Origin of the sequence: Culturomica massiliensis (genome assembly GCF_900091655.1) — a bacterium.
GTDB classification, from domain to species: domain Bacteria; phylum Bacteroidota; class Bacteroidia; order Bacteroidales; family Marinifilaceae; genus Culturomica; species Culturomica massiliensis.
In genome coordinates this window covers 3,603,998-3,627,051 of record NZ_LT594621.1, presented here as the reverse complement: position 1 = coordinate 3,627,051, position 23,054 = coordinate 3,603,998, and the positions used below count along the sequence as shown (strand labels likewise).

Here is a 23,054-nt window from a genome sequence, read left to right as displayed (position 1 = left end):
CCTGTCTTCTTATCGTCCCCGATGTGATAACCCCCGCGCACCGCTATCAGATCATTGTAAAGGTATTCGGCCCCAAGACCAACATTCACGCCGCTGTAATCGGAAGGCATCAGACGGTAAGCCAGCTCCGCATGACCCGTCAGACGGTGCCGGTCAGAAAAGGTATGCCAGTAAGCCCCGCCCGCTTTCAGGCTGGCAGGAAGCTCATAGCTGTCGTAACCGTAATCGATCTTTGAACCCAGGTTCGTTACGGAAAGACCCGCATTCCACGACGGCGCATGATACATCGCACCCAGATCCGCTGCAAAGGCCGAACCCTTCTTCGCTCCGGAGAAATCCCCCAGATCCGAACTGATGTAATGAAGCACGGCCGAAACAGACCAGTGGTCACAAAGCCGGTAAGCATAACCCAGGTCTATCGAAAATTCTTTCGGGGTAAAGCTCCCCGAAGTATTGCCCTCACCGTCCGTTACGACGATATCGCCGTGCGTAAAATAACGGAACCCGGCCAAAAGACCGCTTTTGTTCCCCAGACGGTAATATCCCGAAAGGATATGCAGATTACTGCCGTCTGTCAGCTCCCGCTGCCACGGCAGATACGAATAAGCCACAGCCCCCTTCGAATCCCCGAAAACCGTAGCCGAAGGATTGAGATACAAAGAAAAAGCATTGCTTCCGAGAGCTACACCACCGTCTCCCATACCCGCAGAACGGACATCGGGATTGATATTCAGAAATGAGGCGCTCTGGCCCTGTGCCCCAAAGAAAGAGCACAAAAGAAAGGCCAATAATATATTTGTTCTTTTCATCATTACAGTTTCACTATGTTATTCTTGTATTCTTTACCGTTGTATTTCACTACCACCACATAACTGCCCCCCGGTAATCTGCTCAGATCCACCTGTGCCGGTACGACATACCTTCCATCCAAAACTTTTACGCCTGCCGTATTGTATAAAATAATTTCAACACTCTCTCCTTCTTTCGTGAGAATATTCAATTTATCTTTTACCGGATTCGGATACAAACTGACTTCCTGATCACCTCCACCTCCAACCGAAATTCTGAAAGCGACCGAAGCCGATTCTCCTAAAGCATCTTTAGCCGTTAAAGTTACATCCGTCGCACCTACAGCCAAAGCTGTAATATATAAGTTACCTCTGTTAGGACTCAAATGGGCAACCCGGGAGTCAGAAACCACCGTTGAATAACTGAGCGGTTCCCCATCTTCATCCACAAAATAATCGGCTAACGTCAATGCTATCTGTTCTCCCACCCGCGAAAACACAACATCCTCAGGTTGAAGAATAACATGGGGTGCATGATTCGGTTCCACAACATAAGTAAAACTCAAACCGGTAGATGCTCCGTAAACATCGCTCACATTCAACCGTCCCTGATAAGTTCCGGGAGCCAATTTCGTCGCATTTATAGTCAATGTGATCGTCTTATCATTAAGTATTCCGGTAATTGCCTCTGACGGATTTTCCAAAGCCCATGTCATATCGTGCCCATCGGGATCTGAGATAATAAATGCTAATGACTTGGTCTCAAATCCACGCAAAGTAATGCTATTTCCATTCACCGGAGTAATGACAGGAACTCCGTTCGAACCCGTTTGAAAAGAGAAACGGGGAGAAAGCGCGGAGCGATTACCGGAAGCATCATAAGCATCGACAAAAACATTATAGTTGGTTTCAAATTCCAGTCCGGGCAATACAGCCGTCATCGTGTCACCGACATTCAAATCTCCGGTTGCAAATCCCCGCACACCGACATGCGACGGCAAATTATCCGGATTTAATGAACTGATATCTTCCTGCGTATAATATACAGAAAAACCGGCTGCTTTCACATCGTCCGGATCAGCAGGAACCAACCACTGCAAAGAAGCAATATTGGATGAAACCGTACCCCATAATTTCGTCACTTTCTGAGGCGGTACTGTACTCGTTACAGCCAGGGCAGCCGCAGCATCTATAAGCCCGATACCCAGTTTACTCTGATAACCGCGATTATAGGCATAGATATCTTTAGCCGTATTGAACAAACGTTCTTTTAATTTTTCAGGTGTATATCCCTGTCCGCCGAATTTAGAAACGACCAAAGCAGCTACGCCCGATACATGCGGACAAGCCATGGAAGTACCTTGTAAATAACCGTAGGTATTTCCGGGAGTAGTACTGTATATCCGAACCCCCGGAGCTGAAATATCCACCCATTCGCCGTAATTGGAAAAATCAGCTTTTCTATAATCGCTTGTGAGCGCAGCGACAGCAACAACCTTCTCATAACAGGCCGGATAAGCAAGAGGAAGATTATCATTACCGGCAGCAAAAATTACAATACCTCCTTTCATCGGCCCTTCCTGATTTCCGTGTTCATCCACCCCTGCATAAGTTACAAAATAATCTATAGCAGCCTTTAAAGAGGCCGGAAGTGCAGAACCACCCTTTTCATACCCCCAACTGTTCTGACTGATAACCGCTCCATTGTCGGCACCATATTTGATCGCAGGAGCTCCATCCGCACTAATATCCTTACCACTGGCATCAGTTCCAAAAATCTGACACGACATCAATCTGACACCATTCCCGGAACCGTCCCCTCCGGCAACACCGCAAACCCCTTTCCCATTATTGTTCACAGCGGCAACTGTTCCGGCGACATGTGTTCCATGCTTGCCCGGCTTGATTGTCCCGACCTGATCTACAAAATTGAAACCGTACACATCATCCTTATAACCGTTGTCATCATCGTCTTTATTACGAACTCCGTTCACTTCTGCTTCATTCATCCACATATTGGCAGCTAAATCCTCATGTTCAAAATCAATTCCTCCATCAACCACCGATACAATCACTTCTTTCTTACCTGTTTCTGTTTTCCAGGCTTCAAAAAGATTTATATCAGCCCCGGCAATAGAACCACTGAGAGAACCGTCGTTGTAATAATGCCATTGCTTATCCAACTCGGGATCATTGAAAGGCAATGTCAATTGAACCGTTTTACGGATCGGCTCCACGATTTCAACACCCGGAAACTGCAAGAAATCAGCGGAAGCCCGGGAAACCGGCTTGTCCTCATCAAAAACAATATCGTACCACAAATGCAAGCCTGCAGCACGGGTACGAGCCTCAAAACGACCGGCCGGCGGGAATGTCCGCCGCATAGAACTAGCCCCTAAAGCCGTTAAAACATGATCCATACCGCTTACCCGGGTACGAATACCGACAGAATCTACCGATATTTCGAGAGAATTGGCTAACTCCTGGGATAACTTGATCCGCAACCGCCCTTTTACACTCATCATATCCATTTCTGTCTCGGAAAATTCCCTTTTATCCGGATCGCTTTGTAATTCATCATCCGGATGACATCCGCCTGCTAAGACACATATCATCAAAAATAATAATACTCTCCTTTTCATAACTATTGTGGCATTTCGTCTTTAAAAAAATCCAGCAGCTCATACAGACTGTCCGGATTTTTCCATTTTATTTTATGCTTTTTCAGAAAATTTTTAAAGGCCTGCTGTCGTTCTGTGGATAATTTTTTCTCAATATCTTTTTTGGAAGCCGGATAACATTCACCCTTTACAATAAGCACATACTCCCGAATAGCGGAGAGTGCCTTCCCTCCATCCTTGCTTTCTTTTAAAAACATATGGTTCATATTACTAATCCCACCGATTTCCAAAGAAGACATTTTTTGTACAGATTGAGTATTGGAAGAAGCACCATAAGCCCCGCTGTTATCAAGCAAACTTTCAAAATCTCCCAACACCAGTTCTCCGACAAAACCGCCCTTTTTGGCTTTCAGTAAACGAATGATTCGCCCATCGATTTCCAGATAATTTACTCCATTAATTTCAACCCGGTCAATTTTACCCGGCTCTGCTTCCATAATTTGTTCTCCTTTCAAAAAGTGTAAATGAGATTTTAATAAATGGATATTCAATTGCAAGGCACTCTTCCCTCCATCCTTATAAAATACCGTTCCCGGTTGGAATTCAGAAAAAAGATAAGGCCAATTAGTTGTATATTCCTGTGCAGACACCAAACAAGATATACCCAAACACAAAAAAAACAATAATCTTTTCATAATATTCAGATTTAGCCAAAAAGAGGGAAACCCACGGGTCTCCCTCTCTTCATGTGTTAATATTCAAAATATGGACGTATCTCGTTCATACTTACTTTTTGGGAGCCAACTGCAATGGACGAGTATCAATTTTATAACGAACAGCTTTTGCAGAGATCGCAGCAGGAACACTGTTACTGGTTTTTATAAAAGTAATATCTCCATAAAATAAATTATAGAATCTATCCCCCTCAAAAGCACCCCAGGCATTCGGCATATTCAACCAACCGTTCTCTTGTACATCCATAATCATATCCACATTCATCATTGCATCCGGGTCATCCGGGTCTGCTTTTGAGAATCCAAACACAACAACATCACCATAACCAACCCGTTGTGCCGCAGGAAGTACAATTTGTGTTTCGTCGGCATTTAACATCCCATAAAAATAATTGCCTCTGGGAGCACTAACTCCACCGCTTAAAAAATAAGGTTCTAAATTACTAACCCACACTTTTTTCGGATCATCGGCATCTCTTTTGACTATAATATCCCAATCAAAAGAGCCTCTATTGGCAAAATAAGATTTGGCAGATGCATGATATACACCTTCAATACCCGTACTTTCCAAAAAACGAATATATTTACCATCCAAGGTTAAACCTTTCGTTTCATTACCGTATTTATCCTGAAAAGATTTTTCAGCAATAATAACGTCGATAGAAACATTAAAATCAGGTTCCTCAGGAAGCCCGACAATCAGTGTCGTATCATCGGCAAATCCGAAATGCTGCCTGTATTTCAAATCAATCAAGGTACTCCGGCCCTCTTCATTGTAACGAAGTTGAATTTTACAATTGTCACCGACCTTCACAAGAGTCGCCTTAGAAAAGAATGTCATTTCCAAATTTTCCCAGTCTGTATAATAAGTTATAGTATCACTGGCAGAAACCAAACCGATCGTTTCTGTTGCCATCCGGTAGCTTATACCTTTGAATTTTTTAGTCGCCGCATCATAGCCTTTATTTGTAAAAGCCCCGCTCAGATTGCCTTTCAAATCAGTAAACGCACCCTCATCCCAGGTAATACAAACATTAGCCCCGGCATGGACTTCCGGTGTTGTAAACGTAACATCCGCCCCCTTAATTACAATCGTACTATCCGGCATTTCGAACTCAACGGGCTCTTCATTCAAAGCATTAATAGCATAAACGGTAGCATACACTTTACCTTCGCCTCTCTGTAACTTTTCAGAGAAAGTCACAGCCACAGAAGATGCCCCTGCTTTAAAAGTTAGCGGGGAAGGACGCAAACCGTCGGTCGTTGTCACACTGAACTGTGCCACCTTACCCACCATACCTTGTTCGCTGGCAGCTACGGCATATATCTGATAAGCCGTGTTCGGCATTGCCGCCATTTTTAAAGTATAACTTTGCTCATCTTTATAGTTGACCGTCTTAGCTACACCTTTATCCTTATAAACACACTTCAATATATTCGAAGCACTGTATTCTTTAACTTCATCACTCGTTTCGATAAAGAAAGAATAATAACTCGCCGCTGCCGCGGGAGCAAATGTCACAGTAAAAGAACTGTCGGCTGCCGCATCCAGCGTAATCGCCATCGCAGGTCCCTCTTCCATCGGAATGGAATTGTAAGACTCAAAATCCGTACAGCTAAACAACAAGGCTGTCGCTGCCAGAAATCCATATATCAGTTTTTTCATAATCAATCTTTTTAATTATATGACAATCAATTACTTTTTAGTCATCTTAGCTCCGGCTAATACCAATTCAAACCAACCGGCCGTATCATTAGAACCTAAATCATTATAGACCAATGCTCCGAATATATCCTGAAAGGTCAACGTTCCGTCTGCTGCAATATCGACGGTTAATTTTCCTCCACTTGGGATCCGGCTCTCGTCTCCACCGTAATATCCTTCCAAAAGGACGGCATCATAAGAAGCATGCTCCATCAACGTTTGTTTAATCGGAATAATCAGTTGTGTTTTTTCTTCATTGACAACTCCATACACCGGATTTTTAACACTGGAACCTCCGGGCACCAAATTGGTGATCCAAACTTTGGTGATATCATCGGCGTCTTTAGCAATGGAAACGTCCCATGCCAAACCTCCTCCGAAATTACTTTCTCCGACAGCCGCAAATGTCCCTAAAATGAAACTCAACGGATGATCTTTATCCAAAATGGTAACTTCACATTTAGAAATACTTCCCATATTGACATTTCCGGCATTAGCCAATTCAATTGTAAATACCAGGTCACCGGTATAAGCATCGTTGTTTATCACCTCGATTTCAATGTTTTGTACCGGATTTTCTTTGGTAAAAGAAAGCGTTCCAGTTCCGTTCACGTTGAAATTTGTTCCCTCTTTGGCTGTCCCGTCTTTTACCGTATAGGTTACGACGGAAGAAAGACCGCCTAAAGAAGATAAGGTAACAGGAATAGATAAGGTTCCTTTATTTTCGGCGACATCCAGCGAAGAGCCGCTGAAACCGACAAAAGCATCTCCATCGCTGAATTTAGGACTCTCATTCAAATCACATCCGCTCAGTAATAAGGATGCAATCATCATGGTAAAAATATAATTTAATAATTTCATAATGTTCAGATTTTAAAACGTTAATCAGGGATTCTGTACCATATTCGGGTTAGCATCGCATTCCCCTTTCGGAATCGGCATCGCCCACTTATTGTCCGGGAAATTGATCGTCTTGTTGTCCGTTCCGTCATAATCCACCCGGGTCAGGCTTTTTTTCAGACGTGCATAGTCAAACACGATGTGACCTTCGAAAGCCAGTTCTTTTCTTCTTTCGTTGAAAATTTTTTCAGCATCCGGGGTATCGTAGGGAGAAGCGCCTCTTATCTCTGCAATGGCGTTCAGATCATCAAGCGCCGTAACACCTGTAATCGTAGCCCCCTTATAGATCGCTTCAGCGCGATTCAAATACATTTCAGAAAGCCGTAATACGACGATATTATTTGCATCGGGAGAAGACAAGCCCTTACCCGGATATTTCAATGTCCAGAAATGATCCTGTGCATTTTCATGAGATATAAACAATTTACCGCGTACATCGTCATCTTCATACAAATCACGTAAATCAGAAGTCGAAACCACATCCGCATATCCTTCCGGATTGACAATCCATGAAATTTCTTCAAAACCGGGATAATAAGAGTTACCATTATTACCGTTTATACAGAAAATAATTTCACCGCCTTTGGTTACATCCTCTCCCCATACAGATTTATACTCGTCTTTTTCCCACAGGGAATAACCGGCGTTTTTTATTACCAGCGTGGCATAATCGGCAGCCTTTTGCCAGTTACCCATATACAAATAAACCCGGGACAACAGAGCTTGTATGGCAGGTTTTGTTACAGTGCCTTTCGGATCGGTAACGCCCGAACGCACATATTTATCCGCCATGATCCTTTCCGCCTCCAACAAATCTTCAATGATAGATTCATATACCACGTTTACTTTATCACGGGCAGGTTTAACACCGGATACCGTATGCTTTATATAAGGTACACCCAAATCCGTTTCCGGGTTACGGGAATAAGGTTGTGCATAAACACGAACCAGATCGAAATGCCCTAACGCCCGTAAAAACAAACATTCTGCTTTCAGATTATCGAGATCCTGTTTTGTGATACCTCCGACATCTTTCCCGTCCAGATTATCGATAACGTTATTCGCCGCTGAAATAACATAATAGGCATAATTCCACAATCCGGAAGTTGAACTCGGACTGAAATTCCAGAAATATTCATTTTTATAACGTCCGGATTCAAAATCTGCATTGGTAGAACGCTTGGCATTCCCTCCCCGGAGATCGGCGGAAAGATTGAATTGAGCTCCGTACCAGGATTGTGCATATAAGGGAGAATAAGCCCCGGCAGTCGCTTTATTCAAACCGTCATAGTTTGAAAGTGTCAGCTCGTTACTTTGAGTCAGCTTCGGCTCCTCCGTCAGGAAACCCTCGCATCCGCAAAGTGCCGTAGCCGCAAATAATATATAGAATAATGACTTTTTCATATTTTTCTCTTTTATCATCGTTAGAATGCTATTTCAATACCTCCTACAAAAGTTTTGGTCATCGGATGGATACCGGCTCCGACACCGTCAACACCCCGTTCCGGATCAAAGAAATTCACATCGTGGAACGTATACAAATTCAATGCACTGACATAGAATTTAACATTTGAAATCCCCACCGGTTTGATAATATGGGCAGGCAATGTGTAAGACAAGGTAACGTCTTTTATCCTCAAATAATCCCCTTTTTCAATCCAACGTGTCGAATAAGCTTCATTGGATTTCGTACTGTTACCGGCAATGGGCTTCGGATTACAGCCGGTATCACCCGGTTTCTTCCAATAGTTGGTAGCGCTGGCAAACTGATTGGTTCCCATCTGCGAACCGTCCGATTGCAAATAATAATTTTCATTGATCAGCATCACCTTATTTCCCCCCTTCATTTCAAAGAATGCACTCAATGCTAATCCTTTCCAGGAAAAAGTAGTATTGAAACCTCCGGTATACTTGGGCTCCGGACTACCGGCATACACATAACGGGCATCGTCATAGTTATTGGTAAGTAAGCCCTGCTCATCTCTCCACAAAGCTTCTCCGTTTACAGGATTTACACCGTAGTAATCTTTCAAATAAAAAGTAAATAATCTCTCTCCTTTAATATATTTCAATACCGAACTGTGATTAATCATTTGATCGCCGTCCAGGCTGATCACTTTCGATTTGTTGAAAGCGATATTAAATCCTAAATCCCAATTGAAATCTCCCGATTTCAAAACCGTTCCTTCGATTTGGAATTCAATACCTTTATTCTCCAATTCTCCGACATTTTTCAGGTTGGAAGTAAAACCGGTCGTTCCCGATACCGGCCTGTTCAACAACATATCGGTCGTATTACGTTTATACAAATCGATACTGCCGGAAAAACGATTAAAAAAACCGAAATCCACACCCAGGTTCCAGGATTTATTCTTTTCCCAGGATAATTCATTGTTTGCCGGGGAACTCGGTAACATACCGGTTGTTCCGTTTATCGTTGTCGAACCGTATACACCGTACTGTCTATAAGCTGAGATATCGTTATTACCGTTTACACCGTAGCTGAGACGCAGTTTCAACACATCCAGATAGGCTGTGTTTTCCATAAATTTTTCATTATGCATATTCCAGGAACCACCCACAGACCAGAACATACCCCATTGATTACCTTCGGCAAAAAGAGAACTCCCGTCATAACGCAAAGAAGCCTGTAAATAATACCGGGAAGCATAACTATAATCCAGAATACCGAAGAAAGACATCAACGACCGCGTATTCATTCCATAATCATAAAGACCGTCTTTCGCATCTGTAGATGTAGGTGGATAAGGGATGTTCGGATCTACATCATAAGATTTCCATTGTTCCATATTGTAATCCCTCTTCATCGCTTCCTGACCGGCCAATACACGCAGCGAATGGTCTCCGAATGTATTATTATAAGTAATCGTATTGGAAGTCGTCAGAGTCTGATACTTTACATGTGAGGTCCACAAACGGGCAGAAGCATTCGTATGCAAAGATTGATAAGAACGCCCTTCACCGAAAGTCAGTTCCGCAGCATTCGTCGTTTTTACACTCAAGCCTTTTATCGGTTTCCATTCCAGATACATATTCCCGATAAACCGGTATTGCTTTTCCCAGTTATCATCGTATTTAGCCGTTGCCCTTGGATTACTGTTCGAGTTCTCAGAAATATTCACATTGTGATCCCCGTTTGCATCATAAGCCGGAGTCCAGGGTAAAATCTGTAAGCCCGCCCAGGCCGGATTTACATAATACAGACTTTGCATGGCCACATCACTGCTCTTTATATAAGCGACATTGATACGGGCGCCAAAATCCAACTTTTCATGCAGCTTCTGATCGACATTCACACGGGCAGTCAGCTTATCGTATTCGATACCATAGAAAACACCTTCATTTTTTTGGTATGAAAGCGAACTGTAAAATTTCGTCTTAGCAGATCCTCCCTGAGCCGTAACTTCATATTCCTGCATATTACCCAAGCGTGAAAAATGATCCATCCAATTGGTTTGCGGACGGTTCAACAACTCATACGGACGATAATAAGTACCGGTAGGATCATCCGGATCTACTCCGGCGTTAATAGCTGCCGTACGCTGATAATCTAACAATTCTGCACCGCTCATCACCCGGAAGTTATTGTCATTCGCCAACCAGGACACACCGTATTTGGCCCGGGCTGTAAACTGACTTTTTCCTTCTTTACCTGCCTTTGTCGTAATCAAAATAACACCATTGGAAGCACGGGAACCATAAATAGAAGCAGCGGCGGCATCTTTTAGCACCGTAATCGATTCGATATCGTTCGGATTAAAAGCAGCAATAGCATTACTGGTATTGTTCATCACGCTCTGATCCCCACTTTCAATCGGAATTCCATCGACCACATATAACGGTTCGTTACCGGCATTAATTGAGCTCGTACCCCGGATTCGAATCTGAGAGCTGGCTCCCGGTTGCCCTGAATTAGTGGTAATCATCACACCTGCCATTTTACCTGCCAACATCTTATCAACAGAAATAACAGGTACTTCGGCCAATTTTTCTCCCCCGACGGAAGTAATAGAACCGGTCTTGGCTTCTCTACGCACCGTTCCATACCCAACTACCACCACTTCCTCCAAGGACTCTGTTGCCGGAACCAACTCAACATCGATAACATTCTTACCTGCAACTGCAATCTCCTGATCCTTCATCCCCACAAAAGTGAAAATCAAAACATCATTCTCATTTACTTTAATTGAATACTTACCATTGATGTTAGTCGCAGTCCCAACGGCCCGATTGTTTTTAATAATTACAGACACACCGGGTAGCGGCGACTTGTCACTTTTGTCGACCACCGTACCGGTCACTTCACGCGTCTGCGCAAAACATATCTGCACTCCCCATAACGTGAGAAGGACAAACAGTCCGATTAATTTTCTCATACATTTTAATTTTAAGTTAGACATATTTAGGCTGTTTTTAATTAAATCGTTAATTTTTGTTCCCCACCTCCTAAATTCAAGTTAAAATCCTCATCTATTGTGATTTTCAGGCAAGCTGCACATGCTTAGTAAGCGTGGTATGTCAAGGGAAGCGAAAGGAAGAAAGATGTATGAGAAGGAGAGAAAAAGGTACTATCGGATACGACGAAGATGGTTACATAATATTAAAAAACATCTCATCTGTTTTGCAGCGAAAAAATAGGGTAAAAAGAATTCGTTTTGAAGGGAAGTATAAAGAAATAAAAAAGCCGGTCCATTTCTGAACCGACTTCCAGTCACATTATGATTGTTTGTTTAAAAGCTCCATCCGGCAGAGAGACAGAACGTTCCCTTCACCGGCGAATCACTGCCAGCCAGCCAGTAAGCAAAGTTCACTTCTGCTCCGCGGTACATCAGACCGCAACCCAGAGTGGCGTAACCGGGCCCTGTCTTCTTATCGTCCCCGATGTGATAACCCCCGCGCACCGCTATCAGATCGTTGTAAAGGTATTCGGCCCCAAGACCAACATTCACGCCGCTGTAATCGGAAGGCATCAGACGGTAAGCCAGCTCCGCATGACCCGTCAGACGGTGCCGGTCAGAAAAGGTATGCCAGTAAGCCCCGCCCGCTTTCAGGCTGGCCGGAAGCTCATAGCTGTCGTAACCGTAATCGATCTTTGAACCCAGGTTCGTTACGGAAAGGCCCGCATTCCACGACGGCGCATGATACATCGCACCCAGATCCGCTGCAAAGGCCGAACCCTTCTTCGCTCCCGAGAAATCCCCCAGATCCGAACTGATGTAATGAAGCACGGCCGAAACAGACCAGCGGTCACAAAGCCGGTAAGCATAACCCAGGTCTATCGAAAATTCTTTCGGGGTAAAGCTCCCCGAAGTATTGCCCTCACCGTCCGTTACGACGATATCGCCGTGCGTAAAATAACGGAACCCGGCCAAAAGGCCGCTTTTGTTCCCCAGACGGTAATATCCCGAAAGGGCATGCAGATTACTGCCGTCTGTCAGCTCCCGCTGCCACGGCAGATACGAATAAGCCACAGCCCCCTTCGAATCCCCGAAAACCGTAGCCGAAGGATTGAGATACAAAGAAAAAGCATTGCTTCCGAGAGCTACACCACCGTCTCCCATACCCGCAGAACGGACATCGGGATTGATATTCAGAAATGAGGCGCTCTGGCCCTGTGCCCCAAAGAAAGAGCACAAAAGCAGGGCCAATAATATATTTGTTCTTTTCATCATTACAGTTTCACTATGTTATTCTTGTATTCTTTACCGTTGTATTTCACTACCACCACATAACTGCCCCCCGGTAATCTGCTCAGATCCACCTGTGCCGGACCGAACGGAGAGATCGTCTCTGCCGATTCCCATACCTGTGTCCCTCCTGTATTGTAAAGGGTAACGCCGATCTTCCCCTGTACCTCTTTGCCCATGCGGATATTCATCCTGTCCTTTACCGGATTGGGATAAAGGTCGACAGGCACGCGGTTGTCCCTCGACATCACTACAAATTCGCGGCTGCATGTCTTTCCGAAATAATCGCCGGCAGTAACCGTGACTGTGGCCATCCCGTTTTTGAGGGAAGTAATGGTCAGCTGCCCGTTCTCTACGTCCGTTCTTATAAGTCCGGTGACGGAACTGGTGATATCGTAACTGAGGGCTTCCCCGTCTGCATCCGTAAAGTAGTCCTCCAGGGGGATAACCTGCTTTTCCCCGTTGCGCTCAAAGTACATGTTTTCCCAGGATGCCTGGGTGATAACGGGGGCGTTGTTTTTCTCTATGGCGAACGGGATGCCGACAACCGTTGCAGCTCCGGCTTCATCCGTGACGGTCAGTACGGCCGTACCGCTGTATGCTTCCCCTGCCGAAACTTCCGGGGCTTTGATGGTAACGACAACCGCATTGCCTTCCAGGGCAGCCGAAACGCCTTTCATATCGTTCAGGGTGAATGTATACCCCTGTCCTTCCGGCTCTGTCACGTCGAAGTATTCCTTCCTTGTCTGATAGGCTTTAAGCAGGATGTCCCCTGAATTCCTGCGCGTTACAACCGGGGGTTGGTTGCTCAGAGTTTCACCGCTTTCGAAGGCGGCAGACGAACGGTTTCCGAACATGTCGACGCCAACGACCGCGATATAGTAAACGGTTTTTGGGGTCAGATTGCTGAGCGTGGCAGCCACGCCTTCTCCGGCAGCCTTGTTTCCGACATCCACCCTCCCGGTTACGTCAAGGGTACTGAGGTCCGTGTTCCCGAACGGCTGTGTGCTCAGGTAAATGTCATAGTGGTCAGCCGTCCCGTTGTCCTGGTCGGCCGTAACACTCCAGGCAAGCTCTGCAGAATTTGATTTCCAGACAACCTGCAGGTCATTCACCGGTTCGGGAGCAATCCCAGCATCGGTCTGTACGGCGCGGGCGGCATCAATGTAGCCGACGCCGAGCTTTCCGGCGAACTCCGGATTGTGGGCATCGATATCCCTTGCGGTATTGAGGATGCGCTTGCGCAGGTCCTCCGGGGTAAAGCCGGGATGTCCCACGCCGTATTCGGAAACGATCAGCGCCGCAACCCCGGAGACATGGGGACAGGCCATGGAGGTGCCCTGCATGTATCCGTAGTTGTTGTCGGGCAGGGTGCTCAGGATGGCACAGTTGTCGTTGTATTTGCCGCCGTAGCGGAAACTTCCTCCGGGAGCGGTTATATCAACCCAGTCTGCATAATTGGAATAATAGGCCTTTTTGAAATCCGGAGCCATGGAGGCTACTGAAAGGACTTTATCATACTGGGCGGGATATTCGAGGTAGTCCCGGTTGCTGTTGCCGGCAGAGAAGATCACGATACCGCCCTTCATGGGGCCGGTCTGTATGCCTGTTTCATCTATTCCCGCATAAGTGATAAAATAATCGATGGCTTCTTTGGTAGCCCTGGGGAAGGTCGGGGTAACCCCTTCGTCAAATGTATAGGACCAGCTGTTCTGGCTGATGACGGCCCCGTTGTTGGCTCCGTAAACAATGGCAGAGGGAATTTGCTGGGTGCCGTCGTCCTTGTCTGGGTCCTGTGCATTGGGGGCGAAAATCTGGCAGCTCATGACACGTACTCCGTCGTTGTTCCCGCTTCCTCCTGCAACGCCGCACACGCCGATGCCGTTGTTATTGACGGCGGCAATCGTTCCCGCAACGTGGGTACCGTGTGCGTGAGCCACGATGTTCGGGCTGTCGTGTACGAAGTTCCATCCGTATACATCCCCGTCATAGCCGTTGTTATCGTTGTCGTCCAGGCCTTCCTGCTCGTCTTCGTTTCTCCATACGTTGTCCCGGAGGTCTTCGTGGTTGATATCGATTCCCCCGTCAACGACGGCGACGATCACTTCGCGGGAACCGGCGGTGACGTCCCAGGCCCTTTGCAGGTTGATGTCAGCCCCTTCTACGGAGTACTGGATGCTTCCGTTGTTGTTGTAATGCCATTGTTTTGACAGAAGGGGGTCGTTGAAGGTCCCCGTGGCAGCCGGTTTTACAAGGGCTGCGGCATCAACGGGGACGATGCGGTCGCCGCCTGTGCGGACGGCCCGGCGGACAGGTTCTATGATGTCGATGCCCGCTACGGACGAAAGATCGGCGGCGGCCCTTGTCAGGGGAACATCCTGATTGAAGCGGATGTCATACCACAGGTCAAGTCCGGCGGCGTGTTGCCGGGCTTCGAACTTTCCGGCAGGCGGGAATACCCTCTTGATCTGTGAGGCCCCGAGTTCGGCGGCGATGCGGTCGATTTCGGAAATCCCCATCTGTGCCGTCCCGGCGGCAGAAGAAAGGCGTACTTTTTCAGAACTTCCGGATTGCAGTTTTATCCGGATGACGCCGGGAAGGAAGTTTGTCCGGCTTTCCCGGGTCCATCCGGGTTGCTCCTTGCTTTTATCCTCGTTTCCGAGTTTATCATCCTGACAGCCCAGAAAAAGAAGGCCGAGCAGGAGAAAGAATAGTTTATGGTTCATTGTATGGGGTAGATTAAATTAGCTATAAATATATGCTTTTATTTTATTTCATCATAATAAGTAAAGACTTTTATCAGGTCTTCCGGTTTCATTTTCAGCTTATTGTCTTTGAAATACTTTCCGATAAGATTCGCTTTGTCGCCGAAAACGGATAAGAATTCTTTTTTAGAGCGGGGCAATACCGATGCTTCCTGCTCATCCAGTTGATAATACAAAACTTCTTTGTGCTGGAACTTATCCTTTTCTTTTTCCTGATATCCGTTAGCCGGACGCCCTTTTTCAAGCTGGCAGGTATGGAGATTCAAAAGCTTGCAGCCCGCTCCGTTATACATCACTTCCAGTATACCTGTTCCGGACCTGTTCCCGGTCACATAATCAGTGTAGATAAAATGTCTATTCCCAATCGTTATCCCCGCGATTTTATCCGAAAGATTCAGAGTATAGGTCGAATCGGCTTCATTCTTCAGCCAAATCTGCTCTCCATATACAAAATATCTCATAGAGTATTTTTTTATTTCTCCGGAAATTAGGGTCACACTTCCGGGTTGCCATTCCTTTTCCAGGAAAGGGGTGCCGTCATAGGTTGCTGCAAATTTAGGGGAATCGACATCCATGATATCCGGTAACATACTCAACCGGAAATTGTTCATCGTCGAATTGACACTATTTACATCCTGAGCCTTTAACAAAGGCACGGATAGAAATAGGCATAAAATAAAGATTAATTTTTTCATGGTTGCAGGTTTAGTGAGAAAAAGAAGAGGATGCTGATTTGCATCCTCTCCCGATAAGTTCATCCTAAGAGGATCATTCCTCTTTGACCATTACAGTTATATAAGGAAACCATCCTGAGTACGATGCATTCAAAACACCATAGGATCCGGTTGTTATTCCCCTGAAATTAATATCACAAACAATAGGCTTATTATACAAACTACTTCCGACAACATTAAAAATAAAATAATCAGCTCCTCCCTGAGAAAACATATATTGCTGCATAGGAATTTGTATCTGAGCATTATCGTAGTCAACGATACCCTTGATTAAGGAAGGTGTTCCGAATAATCCGCCTATAGCAATCGTATCTCCATTAATTTGCTCTATGGTCATGTCGTAAGGATCTCCGTCATTGGCTCCATTTTTTGTATCCTGAGCCAACCAGTTGCCTTCCAGCCAGTCCATGGTAATCTCAAAGAAACGACTTAGATTTACGACAACACTTGTGGTTGTTCCTTCCTGTAACATAGACTGATCAGCTACTAAATTAAGAGTTAACTTAACAGCCTCAGGAGTCAGATTGTCATAATTGCCTTTTACTTTAATTACTCCGGTATATTTTCCGGCAGGGATCGTAACGGTTTTATTCACAAACTCATAATCCTGACCTTCTACTGCAGTCGTATTGGCTGCGTCGACAACGACACTGAAAGTACGATCTGCATTGCTTGTTTTGGAAACTCCCAGTGTAATCTCTAAAATTCCGTCTTCGTTCTCTTTAACAACTTTGTTTATAGCTCCTTCGTTGAATGATACGAAGTCAGGACCGCTATAGTGAATGGGATCATTTTCACATCCCATTAAGAAAAATGCGGATAACGCAATAAATAAAATGTATATCTTTTTCATAATTAATCCTTTTTAGTATCCTTCGTTTTGTTGATCTTTCATTTGTGGATTAGCATTGATCTCATGTGTCGGAATCGGCCATACAAAACGGAAATCACTGGCTTCTTTACTGATTTCTGTTGAATTTGCACCACCGTTCTGGTATACATAAGTTCCGTCCTGAGGAGTACGTCCGCTAAGACCTATTCCATAACGCTTCAGATCCCACAAACGGTAACCTTCCATATAAAGTTCTCTTTGACGTTCCTTACGAATTTCATTAGTCAACGCTGTTCCACTATATGTTTGGTCTGTATAACCGGCGATACGTTTTGAACGCAAAGCGTTCAAATAACTCAACGCATTGGTTTCATCATTGGATTCTTTATATGCTTCAGCTAAAATCAGATACATTTCTGCAATACGAAGTATTTTCGGAGCATTTATAAACTGGGTATTACCCGTACAATAAAGCGGATTACCCGGATATTTGGAACAATAATAAAGCTGAGGAGAACCTGAAGAAAAATTCATCGATCCTTTTTTAAAGTAAGCAGCAAAGCGAAGGTCATTCGTTTGATCATATAAATCCAATACTGTTTTCGTCGGAAGAAAATCCGGATTAACTTTGGTATTACTTCCTGATTTATCAATTAAGACCGTACCGGTAGCACTACCCAATTGGCCTGATATGAATATGGGCTGAAAAATAACCTCCGTAGACTTATCGTTTGTCCACATGTCTCTCATAGCAACAGCCGTCGTGACTAATGGATACTTGTCACCATCTACCAATGGTTTTGCAGCATTGATAGCTGCTGTGTAATCTTTCATCTGTAAAGCAACCCGTGCTTTTAGTGCAGCAACAGCATCTTCTGTCAGATAACCGGAGTTTTGTGTTCCGGGTGTCGTTATATATTTGGCTGCTGAGTCAAGATCTGCAGTAATAAGCTCATATGTCTTTGCCAATGACGAGCGTGCCGGATAAGTAGAAGACTGGCTGGAAGGTGCATATTTTGTTACTAAAGCAACACCTAAATCATTTGCTGCCGTAGATGCATTATACGGTTTACAGAAACGGATAGCCAATTCTTCATATGCCAATGCCCGCATAAAATAGGCTTCACCTAAATAATGCTTTAATGTGATTTGATCCGCGTCAGAAAAAGTATGCATCAGTGATACCCCTTTTTCCAATACCAAATTACAATTACTGATCAATGCATAGAAACCGGACCATTGTCCGCCACTCTCTGCTGTGTGCTGCCAGCGGTACCAAGCGCCATAAGTATTAGTAAAGTCAATAACTGCATTTAAACCGTCAGCTTGAACTTCGGGTTGGATAACATAATCACCTGTAAACAGGACCTGTGTATATTCATAAAATCCATTCCGAAAATTTTTAAAGTCACTTACTGTCTGTAAAGCTTCGTCGGTAGGGATTTTATCATACGGGTATTTGTCCATATCGCATGAAGCAAGGGAAAGACCCGTAATACCTATCAAAGTATATAATATCTTTTTCATCTGATTAAATTTAAAATTAGAAGTTCAACTCTACACCGATTTCATACTGTCTGGTATTCGGATATTTACCCATGGACAAGTTAGAGTCAATTTCCGGGTCATATCCTGAATAATCCGTAAATGTCAACAAGTTACGTCCGATAGCATAGATTCGGGCTCCTTCCATAAATCCGGTTTTCTTCAATAATTGTCTGGGGAATGTATAAGACAATGTTACGTTTTTCAAACGAACGAAAGAGGCGTTTTCCACAAAACGGGAATCGAATTGCGGAGCTTCTCCTGCTTTTGGAATATCCGTAATCTGTCCCGGAGTTGTCCACATGTTCAACATCTTTTTCGCTTGATTTTGATCGGCTGCAAACGTTGAATTTTCAACAAAGAAACGGTCGTTGTTCAACATGTATTTTTGAGCTACCCATGTAAAGTCTGCACTCAGAGAAATGCCTTTCCAGGCCACTGTTGTTGCAAAACCTCCGGCCCAAGGAGCAAAACGGGTTTTTCCCATAAATTGCTTCAGATCATCAGAGTAGTTTTCAGTAACACCACCTTCCGGAGTATACCACAACTGTTTACCGTTAGCAGGATTTACACCGGCATATTTTGCATAGAAAAATTCACCGAAAGCATGTCCTTCTGCATATTTAATTCCGGTACCGGCTTGTACGAAATTCTCAAAACCTTCATACAATTTTACAATCTCATTCTTATTGTAGTTGAAGTTAGCACTAACATTCCAATAGAAATCACCTTTACTGAAAATATCGTAATTTACAGATACGTCAATACCGGTATTCGTCATCTTACCAACGTTACCATTAGCAGAAGAGTGTCCTGTCGTATAAGAGAAAGGTACGCTCATCAACATATCTGTCGTCGTCTTTTTGTAAAATTCAATATCCAGGTTTAAAGCATTCATTAAACGGCCGGAAACACCCACATTCCACGATTTCACAGTTTCCCAGGTCAAACCGTCGTTCTGTACTCCGCTGATTGTCCAGCTCGCTTCATTGTTATATTGTCCGTTTCCAATTGAACCGATATATACATAATCGCTGATTCCAGAGTTACCTGTAGAACCGTAACTTACTTTCAAACGTAAATCATCAATCAGATCGACATTCTCCAGGAACGCTTCTTTCTTCATATTCCACATGGCTCCCACTGAATAGAATGTACCCCAACGTTCATCTTTCGGGAAAAGAGAAGAACCGTCCCGGCGGACAGAAGCATCAAAGTAGTATTTGTTCATAAAGTCGTAGTTGAATCTTGCAAAGTAAGAGTTGAATACGGTCTCTGTTAATGAAGAACCGAAAGGATCTGTTGCATATGGAGTCTGGCTGGCAGAAAGCAACATCAAGCGGCTGTCGGAATGTCCCTGAGTACGGGCATTAAATGCCTCATCTTTTTGAATGATAGATTCTTGTCCGATTAAGAAGCTAAGGTGATGATCGTTCTGTATATCGAATTTATATTCGGCTGTATTGGTAAAAGTAAATGAGTAAAAGCGTTGGAAAGCTTCTCTTACATTACCGACATTTTTATTCATTTCATTCAGAGGGTCCGGATAAGCCTTCAATGTTGAACGGTAGTCATAAGCATCTGCCGATTGTTGAGCCCGGACAGTTAAGCCTTTAAGCGGAGTCAACTGAATAAAGGTATTACCCATGATTCGGGTTGTTTTCTGTACTTGTGGTTGCATTTCCATAACACGGGAACAGTTTATCAAACCTCCCATTTCATTATTTATCGTCCACGGTTTTCCCCAATGAATTTTACCATTGTTATCAATAGTATAGGTATAGGGAGAATAAGAAGGATCGGCCCATCTTGCGAAGTTAACCGGATTGTACCAACCATTTGTCGTAGAGAAAGTCGTCCGGTATTTTTCATGAGACAAACCTAAATTAACGCCTACTTTTAACCAATCGGCTATTTTAGTATCTACATTGGAACGTAAAGTCATACGTTTGTAGTCCGAGTGATGAACGATACCGTCCTGACTGAAATAACCGGCTGAGAAATAATAGTTACTTTTTTCTGAAGCTCCCGTTACAGAACCATCCAATTGATAAGTAGGAGAACTACTTTTAAAAAGATAATCTTTCCAGTCTGTATCTACATTGTATTTGGTTGCCCAAGCCTTATGTTCCTGAAAAGTTGAATTGGTAATTAAAGTCGGGTCTACCATTTCACGGAATTTCAGATATTCCTGAGCATTCATCATATCTAAATTATCCATAGCCATTTGTGACCAACCATATTGAGCACGAACCTGCATCTTCGGTTTCTCGCCCATTTTACCACGTTTTGTAGAAATCACCAATACACCGTTGGCTGCACGGGAACCATAGATAGCTGTTGAAGAAGCATCCTTCAGTAATACTACGTTTTCAATATCGTTGCTGTTGATGGCCCGGAAAGCAGAAGCTGTTACCGGTGTTCCGTCTACAATTAACAACGGAGTATTACTTGCATTCATGGAGTTTACACCACGCAAACGCATTGAAAAACTGGCACTCGGCTCACCGGAAGCAGTATATACCTGCAAACCGGCAACTTGTCCCTGTAAAGCATCAGCGACATTAGCAACAGGGCGGTCTCTCAACTTTTCCTCTTTCACCGTTGCGACACTACCTGTAATTGAACCCAATTTTTGAGTACCGTACATACCTTCGACAACGACCTCATCCAACATTTCTGCATCAGGTTCCATTTCCACAGTAAGGTTCGTTTTTCCTGCAACCGCAATTTCCTGCGATTTCATACCGATAAAAGAAAATACTAAAACGTCTCCGTCGTTTACTTTTAATGTAAATTTCCCGTTTACATCTGTTGCTGTTCCCTGGGATGGATTACTTTTTAAAGTGACGGATACTCCCGGGAGAGGCATCTTGTCACTTTTGTCAATAACCGTACCGGTTATCTCCCGCGTTTGAGCAAAACATATCTGCATTCCGACAAAAGTCAGGAAAACAAATAGTCCAATTAATTTTCTCATACATTTTAATTTTAAGTTAGACATATCTAGGCTGTTTTTGATCCAGTTGTTAAATTCTGTTTCCCCTTATTAAATTCAACTTGAGTTCAACTTATAAATGCAACTTTTTGGGTGCGGATAATAAGCAATAAAAACATTTATTTTTCAGAGAGGAAAGAGAGACAATGTCCCCCTTTCTCTCACTCTGAATGGATAAAGTTTGCTATCTTTGCTTTAATTGTCCGTCCAAAGAAAAAAAAGTTGCAGATGAGCAAACATATAACCGAGGAACAAAGGTATGCAATTTCTATGATGTTGCAAATACCGATGAGCAAAAAAGCAATAGCGGAAGCTATCGGAGTAGATAAAAGCACTGTTTACAGGGAGATAAAGCGCAATTGCGACGCCCGAAGTGGTAGCTATAGCATGGAGCTTGCCCAGCGAAAAGCAGACAGGCGCAAGCAGCAAAAACATCGCAAGGAAGTGCTTACACCGGCAATGAGAAAACGGATAATAAAGCTGTTGAAGAAAGGATTCAGCCCGGAGCAGATTGTCGGCAGGAGCCGCTTGGAGGGAATTGCGATGGTATCTCACGAAACGATATATCGCTGGATTTGGGAGGATAAGCGGCGGGGTGGCAAACTGCACAAATATCTTCGCAGACAAGGTCGCAGGTATGCCAAACGTGGTTCTAAAAATGCAGGGCGAGGATTTATCCCAGGCAGGGTGGATATTGATGAGCGTCCCGAGATAGTGGAACTGAAGGAGAGATTTGGTGATTTAGAGATAGATACAATTATTGGTAAGAACCACAAAGGTGCCATTCTTACCATTAACGACAGAGCAACAAGCAGGGTCTGGATACGCAAGTTGTCGGGAAAAGAAGCCATCCCGGTAGCTAAGATTGCAGTATGGGCACTGCGGAAAGTGAAAAACTTAATACACACAATTACGGCTGACAATGGAAAGGAGTTTGCAAAGCACGAGGAAATTGCGCAAAAATTGGAAATAAAATTCTATTTTTGCAAACCATACCACTCATGGGAACGTGGTGCCAATGAAAACACCAACGGGCTTATCAGGCAGTATATCCCAAAGGGTAAGGACTTTAGTGAAGTAACCAACAAACAGATTAAGTGGATTGAAAATAAACTCAATAATCGACCTCGTAAAAGACTTGGATACCTCACGCCAAACGAAAAATTTAAACAAATTATTAATCAGAATTCTGTTGCATTTGCAAGTTGAATTCAGCCAAGTTAAAGTCGAAATATTTTTCTCCTTTTTTGAATTACGCACTCGCTTAGTAAGCGTGGTATGTCAAGGGAAGCGAAAGAATGGGGTAGGTATGAGAAGGAGAGAAAAAGGTACTATCGGATACGGCGAAGATGGTTACATAATATTAAAAAACATCTCATCTGTTTTGCAGCGAAAAAATAGGGTAAAAAAGAATTCGTTTTGAAAGGAAGTATAAAGAAATAAAAAAGCCGGTCCATTTCTGAACCGACTTCCAGTCACATTATGATTGTTTGTTTAAAAGCTCCATCCGGCAGAGAGACAGAACGTTCCCTTCACCGGGGAATCACTACTTGCCAGTAGGTGAAATTTAATTCTGCATAATAGAAAATTGAGGGTATCCAAAAAATATTTGGTACCCTCAATTTATTTGTATCTCTTATCGGAGACTGAAGTCAAATATCCGATTCTACATGGGGAGGATTTTTACTTTTTGAGCTCCCTCTGGTTGTAAAAACGATCGGAAT

Annotated in this window: 14 protein-coding genes; 1 reads left to right on the top strand and 13 read right to left on the bottom strand. The window is 43.9% G+C overall.

Annotation, left to right across the window (positions count from 1 at the left end):
- From BN8908_RS16110 to BN8908_RS16050, 13 genes are all read right to left on the bottom strand, one after another.
- The coding region (locus tag BN8908_RS16110; protein WP_161945890.1) for a PorV/PorQ family protein at nucleotides 1-809 on the bottom strand (809 nt) is incomplete at its 3' end.
- Nucleotides 810-811: 2 nt separating this feature from the next.
- Nucleotides 812-3,430: a S8 family serine peptidase gene (locus BN8908_RS16105; RefSeq protein WP_082989293.1), complete on the bottom strand. Its 2,619-nt coding sequence runs from the start codon at nucleotides 3,428-3,430 to the stop codon at nucleotides 812-814.
- Between the two features lie 2 nt (nucleotides 3,431-3,432).
- Complete coding sequence (locus tag BN8908_RS16100) at nucleotides 3,433-4,104, bottom strand: hypothetical protein (protein ID WP_021987221.1); 672 nt, start codon at nucleotides 4,102-4,104, stop codon at nucleotides 3,433-3,435.
- A gap of 91 nt (nucleotides 4,105-4,195) precedes the next feature.
- Nucleotides 4,196-5,809 carry a hypothetical protein gene (locus BN8908_RS16095; protein ID WP_068691635.1) on the bottom strand — a complete coding sequence of 538 codons (1,614 nt, stop codon included), beginning with the start codon at nucleotides 5,807-5,809 and terminating at the stop codon, nucleotides 4,196-4,198.
- Nucleotides 5,810-5,839: 30 nt separating this feature from the next.
- Nucleotides 5,840-6,709 (bottom strand): Calx-beta domain-containing protein, encoded by an 870-nt coding sequence (locus BN8908_RS16090; protein ID WP_021987219.1) that lies wholly within the window; start codon nucleotides 6,707-6,709, stop codon nucleotides 5,840-5,842.
- Between the two features lie 24 nt (nucleotides 6,710-6,733).
- On the bottom strand, nucleotides 6,734-8,152 hold the full coding sequence (locus BN8908_RS16085) for a RagB/SusD family nutrient uptake outer membrane protein (RefSeq protein ID WP_161945889.1): 1,419 nt from the start codon (nucleotides 8,150-8,152) through the stop codon (nucleotides 6,734-6,736).
- A 20-nt stretch (nucleotides 8,153-8,172) separates the two neighbouring features.
- Nucleotides 8,173-11,145, bottom strand: a complete 2,973-nt coding sequence (locus BN8908_RS16080) for a SusC/RagA family TonB-linked outer membrane protein (protein ID WP_068691631.1) — start codon at nucleotides 11,143-11,145, stop codon at nucleotides 8,173-8,175.
- Nucleotides 11,146-11,499: 354 nt separating this feature from the next.
- Nucleotides 11,500-12,438 carry a PorV/PorQ family protein gene (locus BN8908_RS16075; RefSeq protein WP_161945888.1) on the bottom strand — a complete coding sequence of 313 codons (939 nt, stop codon included), beginning with the start codon at nucleotides 12,436-12,438 and terminating at the stop codon, nucleotides 11,500-11,502.
- A 2-nt stretch (nucleotides 12,439-12,440) separates the two neighbouring features.
- Nucleotides 12,441-15,182 (bottom strand): S8 family serine peptidase, encoded by a 2,742-nt coding sequence (locus tag BN8908_RS16070; RefSeq protein ID WP_068691629.1) that lies wholly within the window; start codon nucleotides 15,180-15,182, stop codon nucleotides 12,441-12,443.
- Between the two features lie 38 nt (nucleotides 15,183-15,220).
- Nucleotides 15,221-15,916 (bottom strand): hypothetical protein, encoded by a 696-nt coding sequence (locus BN8908_RS16065; RefSeq protein WP_068691627.1) that lies wholly within the window; start codon nucleotides 15,914-15,916, stop codon nucleotides 15,221-15,223.
- 73 nt (nucleotides 15,917-15,989) lie between these two features.
- Entirely contained in the window at nucleotides 15,990-16,808 is an 819-nt protein-coding gene (locus BN8908_RS16060) for a DUF4843 domain-containing protein (protein ID WP_068691625.1), read from the bottom strand.
- A gap of 12 nt (nucleotides 16,809-16,820) precedes the next feature.
- Nucleotides 16,821-18,314 (bottom strand): RagB/SusD family nutrient uptake outer membrane protein, encoded by a 1,494-nt coding sequence (locus tag BN8908_RS16055; protein ID WP_021987209.1) that lies wholly within the window; start codon nucleotides 18,312-18,314, stop codon nucleotides 16,821-16,823.
- A 16-nt stretch (nucleotides 18,315-18,330) separates the two neighbouring features.
- Complete coding sequence (locus BN8908_RS16050) at nucleotides 18,331-21,312, bottom strand: SusC/RagA family TonB-linked outer membrane protein (protein ID WP_068691623.1); 2,982 nt, start codon at nucleotides 21,310-21,312, stop codon at nucleotides 18,331-18,333.
- Between the two features lie 246 nt (nucleotides 21,313-21,558).
- Here BN8908_RS16050 and BN8908_RS16045 point away from each other — a divergent pair, with 246 nt between their 5' ends.
- On the top strand, nucleotides 21,559-22,539 hold the full coding sequence (locus tag BN8908_RS16045) for an IS30-like element IS4351 family transposase (RefSeq protein WP_005794072.1): 981 nt from the start codon (nucleotides 21,559-21,561) through the stop codon (nucleotides 22,537-22,539).
- The last annotated feature ends 515 nt before the right edge of the window (nucleotides 22,540-23,054 follow it).